The organism is Alteromonas genovensis (assembly GCF_010500895.1).
Taxonomy (GTDB): Bacteria; Pseudomonadota; Gammaproteobacteria; order Enterobacterales; family Alteromonadaceae; genus Alteromonas; species Alteromonas genovensis.
Map to the genome: position 1 here is coordinate 288,641 of NZ_JAAAWO010000002.1, position 23,660 is coordinate 312,300.

Consider the following 23,660-nt stretch of genomic DNA (forward strand, 5'->3'; position numbering starts at 1 on the left):
GGGGAGTTCCCATGAGTGAAGACGGTATGGACGATTGGGCTGCAGCCATGGCTGAACAGGCTGATTCAGAAGCAGACCAAGAAGGCGGCGAGAACGAAGACGTTCAGGTTGCCGAATTAGATGAATTAACCGATGATGCGCCAATTACTCAGGAAGAGAAAAAGAAGCTAGATACTATTTTAGATATTCCGGTTACTATTTCTATGGAAGTAGGCCGTAGTCAAATTAGTATTCGAAATCTGCTACAGTTGAACCAGGGTTCTGTGGTGGAACTGGATCGCGTAGCCGGTGAGCCACTAGATGTATTAGTAAATGGCACGTTGATTGCTCATGGTGAAGTAGTAGTAGTTAACGACAAATTCGGTATTCGATTAACGGATGTTATTAGTCAAATTGAGAGAATCAAGAAGCTTAGATAAAACTTCTTACATAGTAAGGGGTTGCGCAATGCTGCCCCTTTTCATTAGCCACGTTGCCAACGCGCAAACCACTCAGTCAATCACCAATCCCACATCTGTACTGTCAATTTTCCTTTCGTTACTGGTTGTTGTTGGCGTTATTTTTGCGCTTGCTTACATCATGCGTCGGTTTAATGTCACTGCCATGGGCAGCAACCACCTGAAGGTGGTGGCAAGCATGGTGGCCGGCACTAAAGAAAAAATAATGGTGATACAGGTGGGCGACGAGCAGCACCTTATTGGTGTTACTAGCCATAATATTTCCCACTTAAGTAAACTGGATAAAAATTTAGATGTGCCGGTGAAGGGCAAGGCCCGAAATAACGGAGCCGGAAGTAGCCAAGACGCATTTAAACAAAAGCTGGTGGCTGCGATGGCGGGTAAACTAAATCCGCAGGCCAATACTAAGCAAAAGGATAACTAAAACAATGCGAAATCTTGCGTTTCTATTTTTAGCTTTGGTGTCGTTAGCATTGTTTACAGAGCCTGTGTACGCGCAGCAGGGCATATCGGCGGTTACCGTGGTAACCAATGAAGATGGCTCTCAAGACTATACAATGACCCTGCAAGCGCTGTTTATTATGACAGCGCTCAGCCTTATTCCTGCATTTATCATGATGATGACGTCTTTTACTCGCATTATTGTGGTGTTATCTATTTTGCGCCAAGCCATTGGTTTACAGCAGTCGCCCTCTAACCAGATTCTCATAGGCGTGAGCCTGTTTTTGTCTATGTTTATTATGGCACCTGTATTTGAAGAGGTTAATGAGCGCGCGCTTCAGCCATATTTAAATGAAGAGATGACCAGTCTTGATGCGCTAGAGCAAGCAAAAGGCCCCATGCGGGCGTTTATGCTTTCGCAAACACGGGTAAAAGATTTAGAAACCTTTGTTCGCATAGCGGGTGATGAAGATAAGTACGCCGACACCAATGAGGTGCCGCTCACCATATTGATCCCAGCATTTGTCACCAGTGAGCTTAAAACGGCTTTTCAGATTGGCTTTATGCTGTTCATTCCCTTTCTCATTATCGATTTAGTGGTGGCCTCAATTTTAATGGCAATGGGGATGATGATGCTCTCCCCCATGATAGTGTCACTGCCGTTTAAATTAATGCTCTTTGTCTTAGTTGATGGATGGAATCTTATTTTTGGTACCTTAGCCACTAGCTTTGGTATGGGCGTCTAGGAGGACTTATGTCACCAGAAGTCTTTGTTGAAATACTCAAAGAAGCCATGTTCATGGTTATCATGCTTGTGTCTGCGGTTATCGTACCTAGCCTGATTGTTGGTTTAGTGGTTGCTGTATTCCAAGCCGCGACCTCTATTAACGAGCAAACCATGAGTTTTTTGCCTCGCTTGTTGATTACGCTTCTCGCGCTAAGCTGGGGCGGTAATTGGCTTGTTCAACAGCTAATGGATTTCACCTTTCATATGGTTGAAATGATCCCCCAAGTCGTTGGCTAAAATGGGGCAGAAGACGATGTTGGCTGAACAGGTTTGTTGAGTAGAAATATATGTGGGGTAAAAAGGTGAGTGAAATAAGAAGCTGGGGTCTCTAGTGGAAGTTGATTTAGCGACAATAAACCAATTCTTGGCCGATTTAATGTTGCCGTTTATGCGAATAAGCGGAATGTTTATCGCGATGATTGGCCTCAGCGCTAAATCTATTCCTCCACAGGTAAGGGCGCTACTTGGTATTTTGCTTGCGTTGATTATCATGCCCATGGTGCCCCCTTCTCCAGTGGATAATTTGGTGAGCGCTGGTACTTTTTTGATCATTGTTCAACAGCTGCTTATAGGTATTGCCATTGGTTTTATTTCAATGATGGTGTTAAACACCTTCGTTTTAGCCGGTCAGATAATCGCCATGCAGACAGGTTTAGGTTTTGCGTCTATCGTAGACCCTGTGAACGGAATTAATGTCCCCGCGGTTGGCCAGTTTTATCTTATTTTAGCGACCTTATTGTTCTGGACCCTCGATGGACATTTGTCCATGATTCAAATGATCGTGATGAGCTTTGAGGCCTTTCCAATTGGTGAGGCATGGTGGACGGGAGAGCAGTTTAAAGGCATTGCTCATTGGGGCGGTTGGATGTTTGTATCTGCCATTACCTTGTCGCTAGCACCTATCGTCTCATTGCTGGTGGTTAACCTTGCCTTTGGTGTTATGACGAAAGCGGCCCCCCAGTTAAATATTTTCAGTATTGGTTTTTCTATAGCGCAGATGATGGGGTTACTTATCATCTGGATAACCCTAGGTAACTTTACGGCGCACTTTGAAACGCAGTGGATGCGCGCTGAGCAATATATGTGCGAGCTGTTGCGAATATGTTCTTAGATTTTAGAAATTATGTTGATTTGAGAGAATAGATGTCAGATTCAGCAGAAAAAACAGAAGACCCCACGGGGAAAAAGCTCGAGGATGCCCGAAAAAAAGGGCAGATTGCGCGATCCCGTGAGTTATCCACCACGTTGGTGCTTATTATCAGTGCCGTCATGTTCTTGTTTGTGGGAAGTTGGATTGCTGAATCGGTTTTCACACTCACTCGCCGCATGTTTATTTTGTCTCGTGACGAAACCTACGACACCACGCATATGTTAGCTGCGTGGGGTGACGCATTTACTACTATTAGCGGGCCTGTACTTTTGTATATGGTTGTGGCTATGATTGCCGGTATCTATGGTTCAATTGCTTTAGGCGGCTATAACTTTACATGGAGCGGTGCAAAACCAAAAGCCTCCAAAATAAGCCCAATTCAAGGCTTTAAGCGCATGTTTGGCACTAATGGCTTGGTGGAGTTACTTAAGTCAATCGCTAAGGTTATCACCATAATCGGCATGGCGATTGCCGCACTGCTATTCTTTCAGGACGAAGCTCTGCATCTGGATATGGAGCTGTATCCTGGCAACATTTTCCACGCCCTTGATATGCTTAAATGGGCATTTCTACTTCTTGTATGTGGCATGATCCCTATTGCGCTTATTGATGTGCCTTATCAAATGTATAAGCACAACGAAGAGATGAAAATGACCAAGCAAGAGGTCAAAGACGAGCGCAAGAACGCAGAAGGCGACCCTATGGTGAAAGGGCGTATACGCCGTTTACAATATCAGGCAGCCTCCAAGCGGATGATGCAAGAAGTGCCCAATGCTGATGTGGTTGTCACTAACCCCACCCATTTTTCGGTGGCAATAAAATATGACGATAATGGCAACCGCGCTCCCGTTGTTATTGCTAAAGGGGCTGATGAGCTCGCCATGCACATACGAAAAATCGCCACGGCCAATGACGTGCCGCTTATCCCATCGCCTATGTTAGCCCGCGCTATTTTTTACTCAACAGAAGTTGACGATGAAGTACCTAACGCATTGTTTATGGCTGTGGCTCAGGTGCTGGCCCACGTCTACCAACTAAAAGCGCATAGAGCTGGAAAGGGTAAGCGTCCTAAGCCTTTAAAACGAGACTTACCCATACCTCCAGAATATCGTCGCTAGAGCGTGTTTTATTTGATAAAAAACCTAAAGCTGGCACGTTAGTTGTTATATCTCTATCAGATTAACGTTAAGCGTCAATTTTCTGATAGAGAGACATCCAACGATGCAGTTATCCGGCTATCTTCAGCGGTTCGATAAGAATCAGTTGCAAAACTTCACCAGTGGCTTAGGTGCCCCCATAGTTTTGCTTGCCATTATGGGTATGGTCATTCTACCCATGCCCCCTTTTCTTCTAGATGTTCTGTTCAGCTTCAATATTGCATTGTCCTTGGTCATTATTCTGGTGGCGGTTTTAACGCAAAAGCCTGTCGATTTCGGTATTTTTCCACTTGTCTTGCTTATCGCTACGGTATTGCGCCTCGCTTTGAACGTGGCTTCTACGCGGGTTGTGTTGTTGTACGGCCATGAAGGCGGCGACGCTGCGGGTAAGGTTATTGAAGCTTTTGGTGCAGTGGTTATTGGTGGTAACTACGCGGTAGGTATCGTGGTATTTGCTATCTTACTGATTATCAATTTTAAAGTAGTTACCGCTGGTGCGGGGCGAATTTCTGAGGTGAACGCTCGCTTTACCCTTGATGCAATGCCTGGAAAACAAATGGCCATAGACGCCGATTTAAACGCCGGATATATCGACCAAGACCAAGCCCGGGAGCGCCGTGAAGAAATAACCGCAGAAGCAGATTTTTACGGTTCTATGGATGGTGCGTCAAAATTTGTTAAGGGTGATGCTGTTGCTGGCCTGTTTATTATGCTTATCAACATCGTTGGCGGACTGTTTATCGGGATAATTCAATATAGTCTGTCATTTGGCGATGCGATTGAAATTTATACGCTACTGACTATTGGCGACGGCTTGGTTGCTCAAATACCTTCACTGCTGTTGTCGGTTGCTACCGCGATTATTGTGACTCGTGAGAATGAGTCTCAAGAAATGGGTAAAGAAATTCGCGGGCAGCTTGGTAATAACCAAGCGCTGTATATAGCCTCAGGCGTGTTATTCGTCATGGGAATTATACCGGGAATGCCCCATGTTGCGTTTCTTGGTTTTTCCTTTCTTATTGCTGGTGTTGCGTATTTTCAAACTCACAACGCGAAGAAGAAAGCGGCTGAGCCACAAGTGCCAGACACGCTGTCACGAGACGAGTCAGTCGCGCCAGAGGTGAAAGAGCTTGGGTGGGACGATGTACAGCAGGTTGACACAATCGGTCTTGAAGTAGGCTATCGCTTAATACCGTTAGTTGATAAGTCCCAAGGGGGCGAGCTATTAACCCGTATTAAAGGGGTACGTAAAAAGCTGTCTCAAGAATTGGGTTTTCTCATTCCCCCAGTTCATATTCGCGATAACCTCGACTTAGAGCCCAATACGTACACCATTGCGATGCTTGGCGTTACCATTGGCGATTCAGTAATAAGTCACGATGAAGAGTTAGCAATTAATCCAGGGCAAGTATTTGGCAAGTTAGAGGGAAGGGCAACAAAAGACCCTGCCTTCGGTCTTGATGCGGTATGGATTAAACCGAACAAGCGAGAGCACGCGCAAACACTTGGCTACACCGTAGTCGATGCTGCAACGGTAGTCGCGACTCACCTAAGTCAACTGCTGACGAACAATGCCTATCAGCTCTTAGGTCATGAAGAGGCGCAGCAGCTTCTCGATATGCTAGCGAAGCAGCATCCTAAACTCGTAGAGGGATTAGTGCCTGACATACTCCCCCTTAGTACGGTAGTTAAAATACTGCAAACGCTGCTGTTTGAAGGTGTGCCAATTCGTGACATGCGAACTATTGTTCAAACGTTAAGTGAGTACGGAACCCGCAGCCAAGACCCAGATGTGTTGGTATCGGCGGTGCGAATTGCACTTAAGCGCCTAATAGTTCAAGAAATAACCCAAGGTTCAAAAGAGATACCTGTCATAACCTTGGCGCCAGAGTTGGAACAGATGTTGCACCAGTCACTTCAAGCAGGTGGCGAAGATGGCGCTGGTATTGAGCCAGGCTTGGCAGATAAGTTGCAAAAATCACTGCAACAAGCCAGTCAGCAGCAAGAACTTGAAGGAGAGCCCGCAGTGCTTCTTACTTCAGGAATGCTAAGACCGGTGTTATCGCGCTTCCTTAAGTATTCTGTTGTTGGGTTACATGTGCTTTCTTACCAAGAAGTGCCCGATGACAAGCAAATAAAAATAGTCAGTTCGGTCGGTCAATAATCTGACGCTGGGTGAGTGGAGAGGTTGCAATGAAAATAAGACGATATTTTGGCAAAGATATGCGCGAGGCATTAAGCCAAGTAAAGGCTGAGTTAGGTAGCGATGCGGTTATCATGTCAAATCGCAAAGTGGCTGATGGCATCGAACTTGTTGCAGCTTACGACAAAGAGCCAGAAGCAAAGCTAAATATTAGCAAACCTTCCGGTGCTCCTTCTTCACAAACGTTTTCTAAGCAAAATGCTACACCGAGTCTTAGCGAGATCATTGGCGATGATGGTCCAGACAGCCTAAAGGCGCTGCTTGAAAAGCAACATGGCGCGGGACAGGCTGCTTCAGCAGAGGTCATGCAACCGACGTCTGTAAATGCACAGCATGCCAATGATATTGCATCGCATCTTAATTTCTCCGACGCATTCATCGACGAGGTTGAAGCACAGCAACCTGTTGACAGACATTCGGGCCCCAGTGAGTATCAAAGACAAAGCGAAGCATTTCCTTCTCATCAAGCGTCGAGCATTGAAGAAGCGCCAGCTGCACCGTCTGATGAGCTAGCGCAGATAAAAGAAGAGCTAGCGTCATTAAGAGGGGTACTACAGCACCAAGTGGCTGACTTGATGGAGGCAAAACAGACTCGTCAAAAACCCGTTCATCAGTATTTGATCACTCGCTTAACCGATATGGGGCTTAGCAAAGCATTATCTAAGCAACTTATCAGTTATACACCTTCGCATTATAACGAGAGAGATGCCTGGGTTTATCTTCTTAACCTATTGGCTAATCGATTAAATGTAACGGGTAACGATATACTTACCGCACAAGGTGCTGTCGCACTAGTTGGACCAACGGGTACAGGTAAAACAACCACGGTGGCGAAATTAGCCGCTCGCTATGCACAAAAGTATGGCGCAGATTCTGTGGCAATGATCACCATTGATACCTATCGTATTGCGGCGTATGAGCAACTTGCAACTTACGGTAAGATTATTGGCTGTACGGTGCGAAAAGCGCAATCAAGTGAAGAACTTTCAGATTTATTGTTCCAACTTCGTCATAAACGACTAGTATTGATTGATACGGCTGGATTTAGTCAACGAGATAGTCGATTAATTAAGCAAATAAAGCATTTTGACAACGGTCAGATGCCCGTGGTGAAAAAATATTTAGTCGCGCAGGCAAATACACAATATCCTGCATTACAGCGTATCATTAGAGCGTATGACGACATCGAACTAAGTGGTTGTATTTTCACAAAGTTAGATGAGTGCTATTCTTTAGGAGAGGTACTCAGTGCGGCAGTCGAGTATCAGTTACCGGTTAGCTATGTCACCGACGGTCAGAAAGTACCTGAAGACATTAAGATTGCAGAAGCGAAATCTTTAGTTTCCGCTGCTGCAAAGCTTTATAAAAAATATGGTTTGGATCATACTAGTAATAACAACGATATTAAAACAGCATAAGTAGTATGATTGACGACCAAGCGAGTAGCTTAAGAAAAATGAAGCAATCACGGTTAATCAAAGTTATCGCCGTCACCGGAGGCAAAGGTGGCGTAGGTAAAACAAATATTACGCTTAACACAGCAATTGCTATGGCTAAGCAAGGTAAACGTGTGATGGTTCTTGATGCCGACTTAGGATTGGCAAACGTAGATGTCATGTTAGGCCTTCGCGTTGAAAAGAACTTGTCTCATGTTTTGTCCGGTGAGTGCACGCTAGACGATGTACTAGTTACTGGTCCCCACGGTATTAAAATTGCGCCAGCAACATCGGGAACCCAATCGATGGCCGAGCTTTCAACGACGCAGCATGCAGGCTTGATACGTGCGTTTAGCGAACTTCGCACGCCTATTGATGTGTTGCTTGTCGATACTGCCGCGGGCATTTCTGACATGGTGCTCAGCTTTGCAAAAGCTTCCCAAGACATAATGGTAGTAGTGTGCGACGAACCCACTTCACTTACCGATGCCTACGCCCTTATCAAATTGCTTAATCGCGAGCACGGCGTGTTTCGCTTTAAAGTGGTAGCGAATATGGTGAGGGACGTGCGCGAGGGGCAAGAGCTATTTAGCAAATTGAGTAAAGTAACAGGGCGCTTCTTAGATGTTGCGCTAGAATTAGTTGCAACAATACCGTTTGATGAAAATATTCGCCGTGCAGTTAGAAAGCAAACTGCTATAGTCGATGCCTATCCAGGCTCACCTGCTGCTGTTGCGATAAGCCAGCTAGCGAATAGAGCGGCATCATGGCCAATACCGGCTCAACCAGGTGGTCATTTAGAGTTTTTCATTGAGCAGTTAATTGCAGAAAAAGCAGTAGGGAATCAGCGTTGAACAGTAAGGCGGCAGCTTATCAACAACAAACTGATAAGTCGCAGTTAGTAGAGCGACACGCGCCCCTTGTGAAGCGCATAGCACATCACTTGATAGCGCGACTCCCTGCTAGTGTGCTCGTTGATGACCTTATTCAGTCTGGCATGATTGGACTCTTAGAAGCCGCTCGAAACTTTGACGGTTCGAAAGGCGCAAGCTTTGAAACGTTCGCGGGTATTCGCATTCGCGGTGCTATGTTAGACGAAATTCGCAAAGGTGACTGGACGCCCCGTTCGGTGCATAGAAACGGGCGTGCCATAACAGACGCCATCTCTCGTGTAGAGGGCGAAACGGGAAGAGATGCAAGAGATGTTGATATTGCTGCTAAGCTAAACGTAAGCTTGCAGGACTATCATCAAATGCTCAACGAGGTAAATGCAGGTAAGCTAGTTGGGATTGAAGATTTAGGTGTTTCGGAAGATGTGATTACTACTGAGCAAAGTAGAGGTAGTGATGCACCGCTGGAAGACCTTATGCAAGGGGCGTTTCAAAAGTCACTTGCGCAAGCAATCACCACGTTACCAGAGCGAGAAGCGATCGTGCTTTCTTTATACTATGATGAAGAATTGAACCTAAGAGAAATCGGTGAAGTTCTTGATGTAAGTGAATCGAGAGTAAGTCAAATTCACAGTCAGGCCATGTTAAAACTCAAATCTCGAATGAAGTCGTGGCAAGCTGACGAAGAATAGAAATTAAAACAATTAACCCCTCACTGGAGGCTATTTTGGATAAGAGCATGAAGATTCTCGTGGTCGATGATTTTTCAACCATGAGACGTATCATAAAAAACCTACTAAAAGATTTGGGTTTCGCAAACATCCAGGAAGCGGACGACGGAAATACGGCGTTACCTATGCTACAGCAGGGTGATTTCGATTTTGTTGTAACCGACTGGAACATGCCAGGCATGCAGGGTATCGATTTGCTTAGGGCAATTCGCGCCGATGACAAGCTGAAGCATTTGCCGGTACTAATGGTAACCGCTGAAGCGAAGAAAGAACAAATTGTTGCCGCTGCGCAAGCAGGCGTGAATGGCTATGTAGTTAAGCCATTTACTGCAGCTACATTGAAAGAAAAGCTAGATAAAATATTCGAACGTTTAGGTTGATCCAGACGCTCACCAGAGAAACGAGGTTTACTGGATGACAACGAATACAAACGTTCCACTTTCATTAGAAGAAGCTAAGCAACTCGTTGTTTATCTTGAAGCTGGTGATAATGCGTCGGCTAATGCACTATTTGAAGCCGCGTCAATGAAAGAAAATGTAGAGCTTTTCGCTGAGGTTGGAAAGCTAACGCGCCAACTTCATGATGCGCTGAACAATTTTCAAATAGACGCTCGCATAAAGAATTTAGCGACAGATGATATTCCCGATGCGCAAACTCGCCTAACTTACGTTATTGAAGAAACTGAGAAAGCAGCTAACACTACCATGGATGCGGTAGAGGCGAGCATGCCTATAGCTGAACTGCTAGCTTCTCGCATTGATAGCGTGATGCCTGAGTGGAAAAAGCTCATGACTCGCCAGATTGAAGTGGGTGAATTCAAGGTTTTATGCAAAGACTTAGACGAATTGTTAGAAGATGGTGCTTCGCAGTCGGCTAAACTTACACAATTGCTAACTGAAGTATTAATGGCGCAGGGTTACCAAGACCTAACAGGTCAGGTTATCCGCCGCGTTATCGACTTAGTAAAAGAAGTTGAAGAGAGCTTAGTCAACATGCTTACCATGTTTGGCGAGCGAGATGGTTCAGAACAAACTAAACCATTATGCCCTGAGGCCGATAAGGCTGAAGGTGTGAAAGCAGAGGGTCCGATTATCGACGCAGAAACACGTGATGATGTTGTATCGGGCCAGGATGATGTTGATGATCTTCTGTCGAGCTTAGGTTTTTAGGGGAGCGGGCGCATGTCGTTTGATGTTGACGAGGAAATACTACAGGACTTTCTAGTTGAAGCTGGAGAGATACTTGAACAATTACAAGAACAGCTCGTTGATCTTGAGAACAATCCTGAAGATGCGAATTTGCTTAACGCAATTTTTCGCGGATATCATACAGTTAAAGGCGGAGCGGGATTTTTATCGCTCACCGAGTTAGTTGAAATTTGTCATGGTGCCGAGAACGTTTTCGATGTCATGAGAAATGGCCAGCGCACGCTTACGCCAGAATTAATGGATATTATTCTACAGGCTACAGACGTAGTGGTAGATATGTTTGAGCGGGTAAAATCCCAAGAACCATTGGAACCTGCCGACGCCAAACTTGTAGATACTCTGCACAAGTTAAGCAAACCAGAGTCACCGGACGAAAATATTTTTGATACCGATGAATCTGCTCCAAGCGCTCAACCTGAAATAGCCTCTGAACCTGAACTAGACATCGTAGACGAAGCACCTGCGCCGGCAAGCTCTGGTGGGGATATTGATGAAATCAGTGAAGATGAATTCGAGGCTCTACTTGATGAACTTCACGGTTCCTCTGCGCCTGGAAAATCTGCGCCAGCTAAACCTCCTACAGACACAAAAAGCGAAGTGAAAGAACCAGCTTCGTCTAGCGTTGATGCTTCGTCGGGCAGTGGCGATGATATTACCGACGATGAGTTCGAAGCGCTTCTTGATGACCTTCACGGTAAAGGCAAGTTCAGCGCCGCAGAAGAAAGCGCTGCACCCAGTCAGCCAGCGCCACAATCCACATCTGCGTCCGGCGATGAAGAAATTACTGATGATGAATTTGAAGCGCTGCTAGACCAACTTCACGGTTCAGGGCAAGGTCCAACCGTTCAAAGCGCCTCCGATACCAAAGCTCCAGAGCCTAATGTTGATAAAGCGGCGACTGAAGCTATACAAAAAGCAAAGCAATCTGCACCCGCTGCGGCTAAGGCGGCACCTGCTGCGCCAGCGCCCAGTAAGGCAGCATCTACAGCCCCAGCAAGTAAAGATTCTGGCAAGAAAGACGAGAAGAAAGCTGCACCTAGTGCGCCGCCAGCTGAAACTACCGTTCGTGTTGATACTAAACGCCTAGATCAAATCATGAATATGGTGGGCGAACTGGTACTCGTTCGTAATAGATTGATAAGCCTTGGTATAAACACCAACGATGAGAGCATGTCTAAAGCGATAGCAAATTTAGATGTGGTTACCGGAGATCTACAGGGCGCGGTAATGAAAACTCGGATGCAGCCAATTAAGAAAGTATTTGGCCGTTTCCCAAGGGTTGTTCGTGATTTAGCGCGAAGTCTCAAAAAAGAGATTACCCTAGAGCTTGAAGGTGAAGAAACAGATTTAGATAAAAACTTGGTGGAAGCACTTGCCGATCCGCTGGTTCACTTGGTGAGAAACTCCGTCGACCACGGTGTGGAAATGCCAGATGACCGTGCAGCTTCTGGCAAACCAAGAATGGGAACGGTTAAGCTATCTGCATCGCAGGAAGGTGATCACATTTTACTTACCATCGAAGACGATGGTAAGGGCATGGACCCTGAAAAATTAAAAGAAATTGCTATCAGTCGCGGTGTGCTAGACGCCGACGCTGCAGCACGAATGTCAGATGTTGAAGCCTTTAATCTTATTTTTGCACCGGGCTTCTCTACGAAAACGGAAATTAGCGATATTTCTGGTCGTGGCGTTGGCATGGACGTGGTGAAAACTAAGATAAATCAGCTTAATGGTACGGTAAATATCGACTCTCAGCTTGGTAAAGGCACTCGGTTAGAGATAAAAGTTCCACTTACCTTAGCTATTTTGCCAACACTGATGATTATAATTGGTAAGCAAACCTTCGCATTACCTCTAGGCTCTGTCAGTGAAATAATTAACATGGACATCAAAAAGACCAATACGGTTGATGGACAGTTAACAATGATAGTTCGCTCTAAAGCTATACCGTTATTTTTCCTTGGCGACTGGCTAATCAGAGGGCCTAAGTCTATCGAGAGAGAGAAAGGGCATGTGGTCGTGGTGCAAGTTGGTACCCGACAAGTTGGTTTTGTTGTCGATGCATTAATAGGGCAAGAAGAAGTGGTAATCAAGCCACTGGATGCGCTGCTACAGGGCACTCCAGGAATGGCAGGCGCAACAATAACCTCCGACGGCGGTATTGCGTTGATCTTAGATATTCCAAGCCTTCTGAAGCGGTATGCTCGTAAGCCATAATAAGCTGGTTTACAAACAATAGGAAAAGTAATCCATGGTCTTTAAAGTCCTGGTCGTGGACGACTCAACGTTTTATCGTCGTCGTGTAAGAGAAATACTCGATGAAGATAGAGAGTTAGAGGTTGTAGGTGAAGCTAGAAACGGCAGAGATGCCCTTGATAAAATTAAAGAGCTATCTCCCGACGTAATTACGATGGACGTTGAAATGCCCGTTATGGACGGCATTTCGGCGGTTAAAGCCATCATGAAAAATAAGCCCATCCCTATTTTAATGTTTTCATCACTTACCCATCATGGGGCACAAGCTACGTTAGATGCATTAGAAGCAGGTGCACTCGATTTTCTACCGAAGAAATTTGAAGATATAGCGCAAGATAGAAAAGATGCAACGCGCCTGTTGTGTACTAAAGTTCGTTTGATTGCGCGCAGAGGTATAGGGCTGAAACGCCCCACGTTCAGATCTGAGGAAACCCGAAGATTACCTCCCAATGCACCGAAACAGGCCTTTTTCAAAACGTCAGGTTTGCTGTCGGGTCATAAAGACGCGGCGAAGCAGCCTACGGTTTCATCGGTTAAAGCAACGGGTAAACGATATAAGTGTCTTGCCATTGGCGCTTCAACGGGGGGCCCGGTAGCGCTGCAAAAAGTGCTAATGCCTTTACCCTCAGATTTTCCGTACCCAATTATTTTAGTTCAGCACATGCCTGGCACTTTTACGACGGCGTTTGCACAGCGGTTAGATGCAAACTGTAAAATAGGCGTGAAAGAAGCTGAGCACGGAGACATTCTAATGCCTGGTCAGGCTTACTTGGCCCCTGGCGGAAGACAAATGCTCATTGAAACTGTTGGCGGGCAAAAAAAGATTGCTATTGTCGATGCTAGCAGTGCTGACAAGGTTAACTACAAGCCAAGTGTTGATCTCACTTTTAGCTCCTTAGAACGAGCTTTTTCGGGCGACGTGTTGGGGATAATCCTCACCGGTATGGGAGCCGACGGGCGCGAGGGCTGTAGAAAGTTAAAAGAGAAAGGCGCTACAATTTGGGCCCAGGATCAAGACTCCTGTGTGGTTTACGGCATGCCTCAAGCGGTTGCCGTGGCGAATATATCAACGCAAAATATTAATGTTGATGATATGAGCAACTGCATTCTTTCCGAAATGCGTTAGTGTATTAATCGTGTAGTGGACATTATGTCGTGAAGGTATGGACAGTAGCAAATCAAAAGGGTGGGGTAGGTAAAACTACTACCACCGTGAGTTTAGGCGGTTTACTCGCGCAGCAAGGTAAGCGCGTGTTACTCATTGATACCGACCCTCACTCATCGTTAAGTTACTATTTTGGTATCGATGCTGAAGCGCTAAGTCATTCGGTTTACGACATTTTTATTAAGTCTGCCAGTTTAACGGCCGATAGCGTTTTAGATTGCCTTTGCCCAACCAAAATAGATAATCTCTATGTGCTACCCGCAACAATGGCGCTTGCTACCCTTGATAGAACCATGGGGAGTGAACAGGGCATGGGTTTAGTGCTTAAGAAAGCGCTAGCAAAAGTCGACAATGAATTTGATGTGGCCATTATCGACTGCCCACCTGTGTTAGGTGTGTTGATGGTGAATGCACTGGCAGCGTGTGACAAGGTTATCGTGCCGACACAAACCGAATACCTGGCGTTAAAAGGCTTAGATAGAATGATTCGTACAATGGAAATAATGGGGCGCTCATTGGGCAAAAGTTTTGATACCTGCATTATTCCAACCATGTTTGATAAACGAACAAACGCGGCGCTTGAATCGCGTAAGCGCTTAATGAGCGATTACGGTGGGCGTGTTTGGGAAGGCGTTATCCCGGTTGATACGCATTTTAGAGATGCCAGCTTGGTGCAGTTGCCCATTTCAGCGGCCTATCCGAAAACACGAGGCGTTGCGGCCTACGGTAAACTGCTTGAAGTGTTAGGGAAATAATGAGCGATGAGTAAGCAGTCTCCGTTTGCACGTGAAGACGTGATGGAAGCGTATTTAGATGGTTTGCTTAAAGAGCCTATAGAGGCTGACGACGCAACCGCTCGGGCAGCTAAGCTGCTTGAGCAAGCTTCTCATCATATTACTGAGGAGCGGTTAGTTAAAGATACGATACCACTGCCTCAAGATAACGACGTGATTGATGCCGTTACACTGAAAGCTGAGCAAAACGTTTCTGAGCATGGCACTTATGAAAAGAGCAGCTTACGTGAATTAAGTAGTGCGAAAGATAGCCGTTCATTAACAGAACACGAAAACGTTGCTGACTCCAGTGTGAGAACGCCTGAGGTTATCACCTCAGATGAACTGGAAATTAGAGGTTCTTCGTCTACTGAAAAAAGTAGCGATGAAGAAACAATAGCTGCAAAAACGAAGGTTGCACTTCAAGACAGTCTAGACTTTCGTTTTCAGGCGTTATTTTTTGAAGTGGCAGGGTTAACCCTTGCCGTTCCATTAACCACCCTTGGTGGAATACACCAAATAGATAAAATTGCACCACTTTTTGGAAAACCTGACTGGTTTATGGGTGTAATGTTGCACAGAGAGTCTAAACTAAGTGTAGTAGACTCAGCAAAGTGGGTAATGCCAGAAAAATATACCGAAGAACTCGCTGAATCTCTTAACTATCGATACATGATCATGTTGGGAGATAGCGAATGGGGATTAGCTAGCGAAAAGCTAGTTAACACCGTTAATTTAACAAAAGATGATGTCAAATGGCGCGGATCCACTGGTAAACGTCCTTGGTTAGCGGGGATGGTTAAAGAAAAGATGTGTGCATTAATTGACGTTGAAGAATTAATATCTATGCTTAACAAAGGCTTAGGCAGCAACGACCAGACGCCATAGTACGGGAGCCAGGTTCATGAGCGACGAAAAGATGAAAAATAACGGCACTGACAGCAACGATGAAGTCCTTCAGTGGGTGACATATCGCCTAGGTGATGAAACATACGGTATTAATGTAATGCAGGTACAAGAAGTATTGCGTTATACCGAAATAGCGCCGGTGCCCGGTGCGCCTGACTATGTATTAGGAATAATAAACCTGCGTGGTAACGTTGTTACGGTTATCGATACGCGAGCACGCTTTGGTTTACCTCCTACAGAAGTTACCGACAATACGCGTATTGTTATTATAGAGTCTGATGAGCAAGTCGTTGGCATACTCGTCGATAGCGTCGCTGAAGTGGTGTATCTGAAGTCGTCTGAAATCGACAGTGCGCCAAACGTAGGTACTGAAGAAAGTGCTAAGTTTATCCAAGGCGTCAGTAATCGCGATGGCGAGCTTCTTATCTTAGTGGATTTGAACAAGTTGCTAAGCGATGAAGAGTGGGACGAGCTAAGCAGTATTTAGTGAGTAGTCTTTAGTAAATACTATATAGTGAAAGTAGAGTTGATGGCACGAGTGCCGTCGGCTTCCCTTTGTATCTCGGTCTCATTTAGGTGTGTCGCATATGGACTTGCAGCTTGCTGCTCTGTCACTGGTTGAATGTATACTCGCGGTAATCAGTCTTTTACTCATTATCGCCGTTATAGTGCTTTATACAAAACTTCGTAAAACAACTGAACTGTTAGAAAACCTTACCGTCAGGGTTTCAAAGGAGTTGTCGAGTATGGCCGTTCAGGTTAATGATGCTAACAACCAGCAATCTGAAATTCAGACTAGAAGCGTTGTGATCAGTCAGCATTTACAGCGTATTGATGAAAAGCAGCAAGACGTGGACAATCAACTTCGAGAGCTCAAATTTCAAGATCCATCGTTGAAGCTGTATCAGCGGGCTGCGGATTTGGTCAAACAAGGCGCGACGATTGAGGAGATTATTGAAACCTGCGATATTCCCCGTGCCGAAGCCGAAATGCTTGTTATGGTGCACAAGTCCGGCAGCTAATTCTTTATTGCTGCTATCTAAATGAGTCTTAGTCACTCTTGTCGTTTGTGTTGAAGGTGCGTGACGCGGCAATGTTACTTACATATTTTTTAATCTTTCTTACTGTTATCTAGCGTTCATACGCTTCCCTTCCAATTGTCCTCCCAACTTTCCTCCCAATATTGCGTTTAGACGTCTAGACGTAAAGATGTTGACATATTCACAGTATTCGCCACAATACAGTTATCGTTTTTTTGACTGGAGTTATTTATGCCAATCCGTATCCCTGTGCAACTGCCTGCTCAGAATGTCTTGTTAGGTGAAAACATATTCACTATGGATATGGATAGAGCGGCGAGTCAGGAAATTCGTCCTCTTGAAGTGGGTATTCTTAATTTGATGCCCAATAAAATAGAGACAGAAGTGCAGTTGCTAAGATTACTGTCTAATACGCCATTGCAAATCAATGTGGACTTTATTCGCATTGATAACCAAGCACCAAAAAATACGCCGCAGTCTCATATGGATGCCTTTTATCACGAGTTTTCCAGCGTGGCGAATAAAAAGTATGACGGATTGATTGTCACGGGTGCCCCCCTTGCTTTACTCGATTACGAAGAGGTGAAGTATTGGGAAAATATGAAAACTATTTTACAGTGGGCCCAGCGCCACGTTAACTCAACCCTCTATTTATGCTGGGCTGCTCACGCGGCAATGTATCATTTCTACGGCGTGACGCGGGAGCTTCGAAACGAAAAGTTTTCAGGCGTTTATCAGCACACTGTGAACGATCCGAACAACGAATTACTGCGTGGATTTGACTCACCTTTTGCGGCACCACACTCTCGTTACGGTCACATAGACACATCACTTTATAATAGTGTTGAAGGTCTTAATGTAGTGGCTGAGTCAGAGGAAGTGGGCGCTTACATTGTAGCTTCAGAAGACAAACGGATGGTATTTGTTACCGGGCACCCCGAGTACGAACCGGACACGCTAAAAGACGAATATCTGCGTGACGTGCAGGCTGGTCAACATCCTGCGGTGCCAAATAATTATTTCACTGACAATGACCCAACTAAACCGCCTTTAGTTCAATGGCGCTCCCATGGAAGTCTATTGTTTACAAATTGGCTTAACTATTACGTTTATCAAACAACGCCGTATGATTTAAGCCAGTTAGCTGAAAAACCACAGCCAAAGAGGTAACGCGTGAGTAACGATTTAGATTCGAAAGCACGAGCTAGTTTAGCCAGTGCCGCAAAAGAAAGAATTTTAATTCTAGATGGCGCCATGGGCACCATGATCCAACGCCATAAACTGGAAGAAGATGACTATCGCGGCGACCAATTTGCCGATTGGCACTGCGATGTTCAAGGAAATAACGACCTTCTTGTTTTAACTCAGCCCGACCTCATTTACCAAATTCACTGCGATTATCTAGACGCTGGTGCTGATATTATTGAGACGAACACATTTAACGCTACCACCATCGCCATGGCCGATTACGACATGGAAGACATATCTCGTGATATTAACGTGGCAGCTGCGAAACTTGCTAAGAAAGCCGCGCAACAATACAGTCTAAAAACACCGGACAAACCTCGTTACGTTGCGGGCGTGCTTGGGCCTACCAACCGCACCGCTTCAATATCCCCAGATGTAAATGACCCGGGCAAACGAAACGTAACCTTTGACGAATTAGTCAAAGCGTACAGCGAGTCTACGGAAGCACTCATTGAAGGTGGTGCTGACCTCATTATGCTTGAAACCATCTTCGATACGCTAAATGCCAAAGCGGCGGCCTTTGCTGTTGAGCAAACCTTTGAAAAAGTGGGTAAAACTTTGCCAGTCATGGTGTCGGGTACCATTACCGACGCATCGGGACGCACACTTTCAGGTCAAACCGCCGAAGCGTTTTACTACTCTATGCGTCATATCAAACCTTTTTCTTTCGGACTGAACTGTGCATTAGGCCCTGATCTTTTGCGTCAGTATGTTGATGAAGTTGCCACTATTTCAGAGTGTTTAATTTCAGCACACCCCAATGCTGGGCTGCCCAATGAGTTTGGTGAATACGATATGGAGGGCCCCGAAATGGCCGAACATATCAAAGAGTGGGCGGTATCTGGTTTAGTCAATATTGTGGGGGGCTGCTGTGGAAGTACGCCTGAGCACATAAGTGATATAGCCAACGCTGTTGCGGGCATTAAGCCTCGCCAAGTTCCTGCATTTGAACCTAAAATGCGTCTGTCAGGCCTAGAGCCTTTTGTACACTAGGAGGGCAATGTGAGCGCAGATTTTTCTACATTTATTAATATTGGTGAACGAACCAACGTAACTGGATCAGCACGTTTCAAACGACTCATTTTGGAAGGTGATTACGAAGCGGCACTCGACGTTGCTCGTCAGCAAGTTGAGAACGGTGCGCAAATCATCGACATCAACATGGATGAGGCGATGCTTGATTCCGAGCTGGCGATGGTGACGTTTTTAAACCTTATTGCGTCTGAGCCCGACATTAGCCGAGTGCCTATTATGATTGACTCCTCGAAATGGGACGTCATTGAGGCTGGGCTTAAATGCGTACAGGGAAAAGCCATTGTTAACTCCATAAGTCTTAAAGAGGGCGAAGCGCTCTTTATTGCTCAAGCGAAAAAAATTAAACGATATGGCGCCGCTACGGTTGTTATGGCGTTTGATGAAAAAGGCCAAGCCGACACGCAACAGCGCAAAGTTGAAATCTGTCAACGAAGCTATAAGGTCCTCACTGAGCAAGTGGGTTTCCCACCCGAAGATATTATTTTTGACCCAAACATCTTTGCTGTAGCAACCGGTATCGAAGAGCACGACAATTACGCTGTAGATTTTATCGAGGCAACGCGCGTTATCCGCAAAACATGCCCTTATGCACATATCTCGGGTGGTCTTTCGAATATTTCCTTTTCGTTTCGGGGCAATAACCCTGTTCGCGAAGCTATGCATTCGGTTTTCCTTTTCCACGCTATTCGAGCGGGAATGGACATGGCCATCGTTAATGCCGGTCAGCTTGAGGTGTACGATGAAATTCCCAAGGCACTTCGTGAAGCGGTAGAAGACGTCATATTAAACAGGCGCAGCGATGGCACCGAGCGACTACTCGAAATTGCCCCACAATTCCAAGGCGATGGAAAGGCTGCGGCAAAAGAAGATCTTAGCTGGCGAGAACAAAGCGTTAGTAAACGTTTAGAGCATGCTTTGATAAAAGGCATTACCGATTACATTATTGATGATACCGAAGAAGCGCGTTTAGAGGCTGAACGCCCGCTACACGTTATTGAAGGCCCGCTCATGGATGGGATGAATGTCGTCGGGGATTTATTTGGCGAAGGCAAGATGTTCTTACCCCAGGTAGTTAAATCTGCCCGGGTAATGAAAAAAGCAGTGGCTCATCTACAGCCGTATATCGAAGCTGAAAAGTCTGAGGATAATAAAAGTAACGGTAAAATATTACTGGCCACCGTAAAAGGTGATGTTCACGATATCGGCAAAAACATTGTTGGCGTTGTTTTGCAGTGTAATAACTTTGAAGTTATTGATATGGGTGTCATGGTGCCCGCGGCAAATATTCTTCAAAAAGCGAAAGAAGAAAATGTGGATATGATTGGCCTTTCGGGTCTCATTACGCCGTCGCTAGATGAAATGGTGTACGTGGCTAAAGAAATGGAGCGCCAAGGCTTTGATATGCCCTTACTTATCGGTGGTGCAACAACGTCGAAAGCCCATACTGCCGTTAAGATAGAGCAAAACTATCATTCAGCAGTGGCCTATGTACCTAATGCGAGTCGTGCAGTAGGCGTGTGTCAGAAATTGCTCAACAAAGGTTCGCGGGATATATACGCAAAAGAATTAGCGAAAGAATACGATACGGTGAGAGAGCAGCATGCTCGTAAAAAGCCTCGCAGTAAGCCTGTTACGCTTGAGGCTGCGCGAGCTAATGGGTGTAAAGTCAATTTTGCCGAGCCACCGGTTAAGCCAGCGCAGCTTGGTGTTACGCCTATTACCGCAGACTTGGCTACATTGCGAGATTATATTGATTGGACGCCTTTCTTTTTGACGTGGTCATTAGCAGGGAAATATCCGCGAATTCTTAATGATGACGTGGTGGGTGAAGAAGCAACGTCATTGTTTGCCGATGCCAACGCTATGTTAGATAAAATTATTGCCGATGGCTCACTTGAAGCAAAAGGCGTGATAGGGTTGTTTCCCGCAAATAGGGTGGGCGATAATATCGAAGTCTATTCTGATGAGAGCCGCACCTCGATAAAAGGCGTTGCACATCATCTGCGTCAGCAAACCCAAAAAGATAAATTTGCCAACTATTGCCTTGCCGATTTTGTGGCTGAAAAACAAAGCGGAATTGCAGATTACATCGGCGCGTTTGCAGTCACTGGCGGCATAGGTGAGGACACCCTTGCCGATACATACATTAAGGTCGGTGATGACTACAATGGTATTATGGTAAAAGCCGTTGCCGATCGCTTAGCCGAAGCCTTCGCTGAATATCTTCATCAGCAGGTGCGCTTGAAGTATTGGGCCTATGCACCTAATGAAACCTTGAGTAATGAAGAGCTTATTAGGGAGAAATATCAAGGTATTCGACCTGCACCAGGCTATGCGGCGTGTCCAGAGCATACTGAGAAACAGCTCATTTGGGATTTGTTATCAGCAAAAGAACACACCGGCATGACGCTTACTGAAAGTTATGCAATGTGGCCTGGCGCGTCTGTATCGGGATGGTACTTCGCTCACCCAGAGGCAAAATATTTTGCGGTGGCTAAAATTCAACCTGATCAAGTTGAGGATTACGCCAAGCGTAAAAACTGGACACTGGAAGAAGCCGAGAAGTGGCTGGGGCCAAATCTGAGTGATTAGGTCAATCTGTCCCTTGGCGAAAGTATCTGTAAGATGGAAGTTACAACAGTAATGGAAAAACCCTTTAGCCAAGCCTGTGAGAATAATAAACGCCCAATTTTAGATATTCTAAAAAGGGCGTTCGCTCATACTCAAAAGGTGCTCGAAATTGGTAGTGGAACCGGGCAGCACGCATCTTATCTTGCTGCTCATCTGCCTCATTTGACTTGGCATACGAGCGATCAATACGAGTACCATGACGGAATAAACGCCTGGATAAGTGAGTCTTCACTATCCAACCTTATTCAACCAGTCGAATTCAAGGTGGGTGTAGACCCGTTTCCTGCTTTGCCCTTTGATGGGATATTTTCCGCCAATACTGCCCATATTATGCAAAAGCATGAGGCGAAACTGCTCATGGAATTAGTATCGCAGAAATTACCTAAAGGCGGTACATTTTGCCAGTACGGCCCGTTCACACAATCAGGGATTTACTCATCTCAAAGTAATGCTGAATTTCACCAATCGTTAGTCGAGCGGGGCTATGGCGGCTACAGAGATATTGATGAACTCGAAGCATGGGCTAAGCGACTCACATTGAAAGAAATGATAACGATGCCTGCTAACAATCTTATGTTAGTGTGGACGAAAGAGTAGCAATGCAGTGGATTCGAGCCCACTTTGTTAACAGAGCTACTCCAATAGAGGTACGTTTGCCTGGTTACGTTAGCCGAGGCTCCAGAAACTGAAGTCTTTGAACTTCTGTTTTTCTACCGCCTTTGTTTAAAACCATTTTTCTTAAAAAAACTAACAAGGAATAATATGTCATTTTCAGTTAACCACTACTTCGACAATAAAGTCACCTCAATAGCATTTGATTCAGCAAATGGTCCCTGTACATCCGGTGTGATGTCTGTAGGTGAGTATACTTTCGATACTTCAAAGAAAGAGCTAATGAAAGTTGTTGAGGGTGAGCTTACCGTAAAATTACCCGGCAGCGATGAGTGGCAATCGTTTCCTACCGGTACTGAATTTAACGTAGATGCCAATGTGTCGTTTGATGTAAAAGTATCATCGCCAACGGCTTACCTTTGCTTTTACAGCTAGTTAGGGTGTGTTGAACTTTGTTGTACGAGTTTTGGGCTAAATGCACAGAAAGCCTTAGCCCTAGCTAATACCTATATGGACGAAGGCGCCTTGATTCTCAACAGCGCCTTCGTCATCATCAGCCCGCAGTTATTGCTGCGGGCTGTTTGTTTTTAATCCTTGCGCCATTGCCATCTCTACGAAACTATCAATAAAACCCAGCGTGTCAGTACGCTTTCTATGCCCCACGAATAAGGTTTTTGTTAACCCTTCTTCGCCAAGGGGACGACAGCACAGCAATTCACTTTCTTGCGACTCATCTACAAGCCATTTAGGCAGCGCAGTTACCCCTCTTCCTGCTGCCACCATTTGCAGAATAATCTCAGTGGTCTCTATGGTTTTGTGACTTTTAACCGATGCATTGGCCGGTGTTAAGAATTGAGAGAATATGTCCAACCTACTAGTTTCTACTGGGTAGGAAATGAGCGTCTCTTGAGCGAGATCCCGAGGCGCTATAAATGCCTTCGTCGCTAAGTCGTGTGTACTATGCATCACTAGAACCTGTTCGTAGCTAAACACAGGTGTGTAAGTAATCGCGTCTAAGTGCAGGGGATCGGGAGTAATGAGTACATCAATGTCATAACCATGCAGCGCTTGAAGGCCGCCAAAAGAAAAGGCACGTCGTACGTCTACGTCTACATCAGGAAATCGTTTTAGAAAGGGAGCGACTATTTTCAATAGCCATTCAAAGCAGGGGTAACATTCCATTCCAATGCGCAGTGTGCCTTGCTTGCCCTCGGCAAATCGACGAAGTTGCGCTTCTGTGTGTTCAAACTGAGGTAATATACGCTGTGCAAGGCCAAGTAAACTTTCACCTGCCTGAGTTAAAAACAAACGCCTGCCTTCTTTCTGCCAAAGCGGAACATTAAACTCGTGTTCAAGCTTTTTCATAGCATGACTTAAGGCCGATTGGGTTAAATACAAAGATTTCGCGGCTTGTGTCATCGTGCCATGCTGGTGTATTGCGTGGACAATACGCAGGTGTTGTCTATCAATCATGTGTATAAAAGCGCTAGTGAATGTGGAGTCAATATAACATCAATAGGTGTGTTAAA

General features: G+C 45.4%; 24 protein-coding genes. 23 read left to right on the forward strand and 1 reads right to left on the reverse strand.

Annotation, left to right across the window (positions count from 1 at the left end; genetic code table 11):
- Positions 1-11 precede the first annotated feature (11 nt).
- From fliN to ppnP, 23 genes are all read left to right on the forward strand, one after another.
- Positions 12-419 (forward strand): flagellar motor switch protein FliN, encoded by a 408-nt coding sequence (gene fliN / locus GTQ48_RS04035; RefSeq protein WP_163105282.1) that lies wholly within the window; start codon positions 12-14, stop codon positions 417-419.
- A gap of 28 nt (positions 420-447) precedes the next feature.
- Positions 448-882, forward strand: a complete 435-nt coding sequence (fliO, locus tag GTQ48_RS04040) for a flagellar biosynthetic protein FliO (RefSeq protein WP_163105283.1) — start codon at positions 448-450, stop codon at positions 880-882.
- Positions 883-886: 4 nt separating this feature from the next.
- Entirely contained in the window at positions 887-1,645 is a 759-nt protein-coding gene (gene fliP, locus GTQ48_RS04045; RefSeq protein ID WP_163105284.1) for a flagellar type III secretion system pore protein FliP, read from the forward strand.
- 8 nt (positions 1,646-1,653) lie between these two features.
- Positions 1,654-1,923 carry a flagellar biosynthesis protein FliQ gene (fliQ, locus tag GTQ48_RS04050; RefSeq protein ID WP_163105285.1) on the forward strand — a complete coding sequence of 90 codons (270 nt, stop codon included), beginning with the start codon at positions 1,654-1,656 and terminating at the stop codon, positions 1,921-1,923.
- Positions 1,924-2,017: 94 nt separating this feature from the next.
- Positions 2,018-2,797 (forward strand): flagellar biosynthetic protein FliR, encoded by a 780-nt coding sequence (gene fliR, locus GTQ48_RS04055; RefSeq protein ID WP_163105286.1) that lies wholly within the window; start codon positions 2,018-2,020, stop codon positions 2,795-2,797.
- Positions 2,798-2,829: 32 nt separating this feature from the next.
- Positions 2,830-3,954 (forward strand): flagellar biosynthesis protein FlhB, encoded by a 1,125-nt coding sequence (flhB, locus tag GTQ48_RS04060; protein WP_163105287.1) that lies wholly within the window; start codon positions 2,830-2,832, stop codon positions 3,952-3,954.
- Between the two features lie 103 nt (positions 3,955-4,057).
- The gene (gene flhA, locus GTQ48_RS04065) at positions 4,058-6,157 is read left to right on the forward strand and encodes a flagellar biosynthesis protein FlhA (protein ID WP_163105288.1); all 2,100 of its coding nucleotides are present in this window, start codon (positions 4,058-4,060) and stop codon (positions 6,155-6,157) included.
- A gap of 29 nt (positions 6,158-6,186) precedes the next feature.
- Positions 6,187-7,614 (forward strand): flagellar biosynthesis GTPase FlhF, encoded by a 1,428-nt coding sequence (flhF, locus tag GTQ48_RS04070; RefSeq protein WP_163105289.1) that lies wholly within the window; start codon positions 6,187-6,189, stop codon positions 7,612-7,614.
- Positions 7,615-7,619: 5 nt separating this feature from the next.
- Positions 7,620-8,486 carry a MinD/ParA family protein gene (locus GTQ48_RS04075; RefSeq protein WP_163105290.1) on the forward strand — a complete coding sequence of 289 codons (867 nt, stop codon included), beginning with the start codon at positions 7,620-7,622 and terminating at the stop codon, positions 8,484-8,486.
- On the forward strand, positions 8,483-9,214 hold the full coding sequence (locus GTQ48_RS04080; protein ID WP_032094418.1) for an RNA polymerase sigma factor FliA: 732 nt from the start codon (positions 8,483-8,485) through the stop codon (positions 9,212-9,214). The genes GTQ48_RS04075 and GTQ48_RS04080 overlap by 4 nt, the downstream gene beginning before the upstream one ends.
- Before the next feature lie 35 nt (positions 9,215-9,249).
- Positions 9,250-9,633, forward strand: coding sequence for a chemotaxis response regulator CheY (gene cheY / locus GTQ48_RS04085; RefSeq protein WP_013785088.1), 384 nt, complete (start codon positions 9,250-9,252; stop codon positions 9,631-9,633).
- 34 nt (positions 9,634-9,667) lie between these two features.
- Positions 9,668-10,423, forward strand: a complete 756-nt coding sequence (locus tag GTQ48_RS04090; protein WP_163105291.1) for a protein phosphatase CheZ — start codon at positions 9,668-9,670, stop codon at positions 10,421-10,423.
- A gap of 12 nt (positions 10,424-10,435) precedes the next feature.
- The gene (locus GTQ48_RS04095) at positions 10,436-12,679 is read left to right on the forward strand and encodes a chemotaxis protein CheA (protein ID WP_163105292.1); all 2,244 of its coding nucleotides are present in this window, start codon (positions 10,436-10,438) and stop codon (positions 12,677-12,679) included.
- 34 nt (positions 12,680-12,713) lie between these two features.
- The gene (locus tag GTQ48_RS04100) at positions 12,714-13,844 is read left to right on the forward strand and encodes a protein-glutamate methylesterase/protein-glutamine glutaminase (RefSeq protein ID WP_163105293.1); all 1,131 of its coding nucleotides are present in this window, start codon (positions 12,714-12,716) and stop codon (positions 13,842-13,844) included.
- 29 nt (positions 13,845-13,873) lie between these two features.
- On the forward strand, positions 13,874-14,638 hold the full coding sequence (locus GTQ48_RS04105) for an AAA family ATPase (protein WP_163105294.1): 765 nt from the start codon (positions 13,874-13,876) through the stop codon (positions 14,636-14,638).
- A 6-nt stretch (positions 14,639-14,644) separates the two neighbouring features.
- On the forward strand, positions 14,645-15,544 hold the full coding sequence (locus GTQ48_RS04110) for a chemotaxis protein CheW (RefSeq protein WP_163105295.1): 900 nt from the start codon (positions 14,645-14,647) through the stop codon (positions 15,542-15,544).
- Positions 15,545-15,560: 16 nt separating this feature from the next.
- Positions 15,561-16,052 (forward strand): chemotaxis protein CheW, encoded by a 492-nt coding sequence (locus GTQ48_RS04115; RefSeq protein WP_032094424.1) that lies wholly within the window; start codon positions 15,561-15,563, stop codon positions 16,050-16,052.
- 100 nt (positions 16,053-16,152) lie between these two features.
- Entirely contained in the window at positions 16,153-16,587 is a 435-nt protein-coding gene (locus tag GTQ48_RS04120) for a DUF2802 domain-containing protein (protein ID WP_163105296.1), read from the forward strand.
- Between the two features lie 249 nt (positions 16,588-16,836).
- The gene (metA, locus tag GTQ48_RS04125; RefSeq protein ID WP_163105297.1) at positions 16,837-17,775 is read left to right on the forward strand and encodes a homoserine O-acetyltransferase MetA; all 939 of its coding nucleotides are present in this window, start codon (positions 16,837-16,839) and stop codon (positions 17,773-17,775) included.
- Positions 17,776-17,778: 3 nt separating this feature from the next.
- Positions 17,779-18,846: a homocysteine S-methyltransferase family protein gene (locus GTQ48_RS04130; protein WP_163105298.1), complete on the forward strand. Its 1,068-nt coding sequence runs from the start codon at positions 17,779-17,781 to the stop codon at positions 18,844-18,846.
- Between the two features lie 9 nt (positions 18,847-18,855).
- Entirely contained in the window at positions 18,856-21,480 is a 2,625-nt protein-coding gene (metH, locus tag GTQ48_RS04135) for a methionine synthase (protein ID WP_163105299.1), read from the forward strand.
- Positions 21,481-21,513: 33 nt separating this feature from the next.
- On the forward strand, positions 21,514-22,116 hold the full coding sequence (locus GTQ48_RS04140) for a DUF938 domain-containing protein (RefSeq protein ID WP_239059982.1): 603 nt from the start codon (positions 21,514-21,516) through the stop codon (positions 22,114-22,116).
- Between the two features lie 165 nt (positions 22,117-22,281).
- Positions 22,282-22,566, forward strand: a complete 285-nt coding sequence (gene ppnP / locus GTQ48_RS04145) for a pyrimidine/purine nucleoside phosphorylase (RefSeq protein ID WP_163105300.1) — start codon at positions 22,282-22,284, stop codon at positions 22,564-22,566.
- Positions 22,567-22,695: 129 nt separating this feature from the next.
- Here ppnP and GTQ48_RS04150 read toward each other — a convergent pair whose 3' ends face one another.
- Positions 22,696-23,604, reverse strand: a complete 909-nt coding sequence (locus GTQ48_RS04150) for a LysR family transcriptional regulator (RefSeq protein ID WP_163105301.1) — start codon at positions 23,602-23,604, stop codon at positions 22,696-22,698.
- Positions 23,605-23,660: the final 56 nt, after the last annotated feature.

Excerpts from the sequence above, each read along its gene's own strand:
- fliN (WP_163105282.1), top strand. The coding sequence starts at position 12 with ATGAGTGAAGACGGTATGGACGATTGGGCTGCAGCCATGGCTGAACAG.
- fliO (WP_163105283.1), top strand. The coding sequence starts at position 448 with ATGCTGCCCCTTTTCATTAGCCACGTTGCCAACGCGCAAACCACTCAG.
- fliP (WP_163105284.1), top strand. The coding sequence starts at position 887 with ATGCGAAATCTTGCGTTTCTATTTTTAGCTTTGGTGTCGTTAGCATTG.
- fliQ (WP_163105285.1), top strand. The coding sequence starts at position 1,654 with ATGTCACCAGAAGTCTTTGTTGAAATACTCAAAGAAGCCATGTTCATG.
- flhB (WP_163105287.1), top strand. The coding sequence starts at position 2,830 with ATGTCAGATTCAGCAGAAAAAACAGAAGACCCCACGGGGAAAAAGCTC.
- flhA (WP_163105288.1), top strand. The coding sequence starts at position 4,058 with ATGCAGTTATCCGGCTATCTTCAGCGGTTCGATAAGAATCAGTTGCAA.
- flhF (WP_163105289.1), top strand. The coding sequence starts at position 6,187 with ATGAAAATAAGACGATATTTTGGCAAAGATATGCGCGAGGCATTAAGC.
- GTQ48_RS04075 (WP_163105290.1), top strand. The coding sequence starts at position 7,620 with ATGATTGACGACCAAGCGAGTAGCTTAAGAAAAATGAAGCAATCACGG.
- GTQ48_RS04090 (WP_163105291.1), top strand. The coding sequence starts at position 9,668 with ATGACAACGAATACAAACGTTCCACTTTCATTAGAAGAAGCTAAGCAA.
- GTQ48_RS04095 (WP_163105292.1), top strand. The coding sequence starts at position 10,436 with ATGTCGTTTGATGTTGACGAGGAAATACTACAGGACTTTCTAGTTGAA.
- GTQ48_RS04100 (WP_163105293.1), top strand. The coding sequence starts at position 12,714 with ATGGTCTTTAAAGTCCTGGTCGTGGACGACTCAACGTTTTATCGTCGT.
- GTQ48_RS04110 (WP_163105295.1), top strand. The coding sequence starts at position 14,645 with ATGAGTAAGCAGTCTCCGTTTGCACGTGAAGACGTGATGGAAGCGTAT.
- GTQ48_RS04115 (WP_032094424.1), top strand. The coding sequence starts at position 15,561 with ATGAGCGACGAAAAGATGAAAAATAACGGCACTGACAGCAACGATGAA.
- GTQ48_RS04120 (WP_163105296.1), top strand. The coding sequence starts at position 16,153 with ATGGACTTGCAGCTTGCTGCTCTGTCACTGGTTGAATGTATACTCGCG.
- metA (WP_163105297.1), top strand. The coding sequence starts at position 16,837 with ATGCCAATCCGTATCCCTGTGCAACTGCCTGCTCAGAATGTCTTGTTA.
- GTQ48_RS04140 (WP_239059982.1), top strand. The coding sequence starts at position 21,514 with ATGGAAGTTACAACAGTAATGGAAAAACCCTTTAGCCAAGCCTGTGAG.
- ppnP (WP_163105300.1), top strand. The coding sequence starts at position 22,282 with ATGTCATTTTCAGTTAACCACTACTTCGACAATAAAGTCACCTCAATA.
- GTQ48_RS04150 (WP_163105301.1), bottom strand. The coding sequence starts at position 23,604 with ATGATTGATAGACAACACCTGCGTATTGTCCACGCAATACACCAGCAT.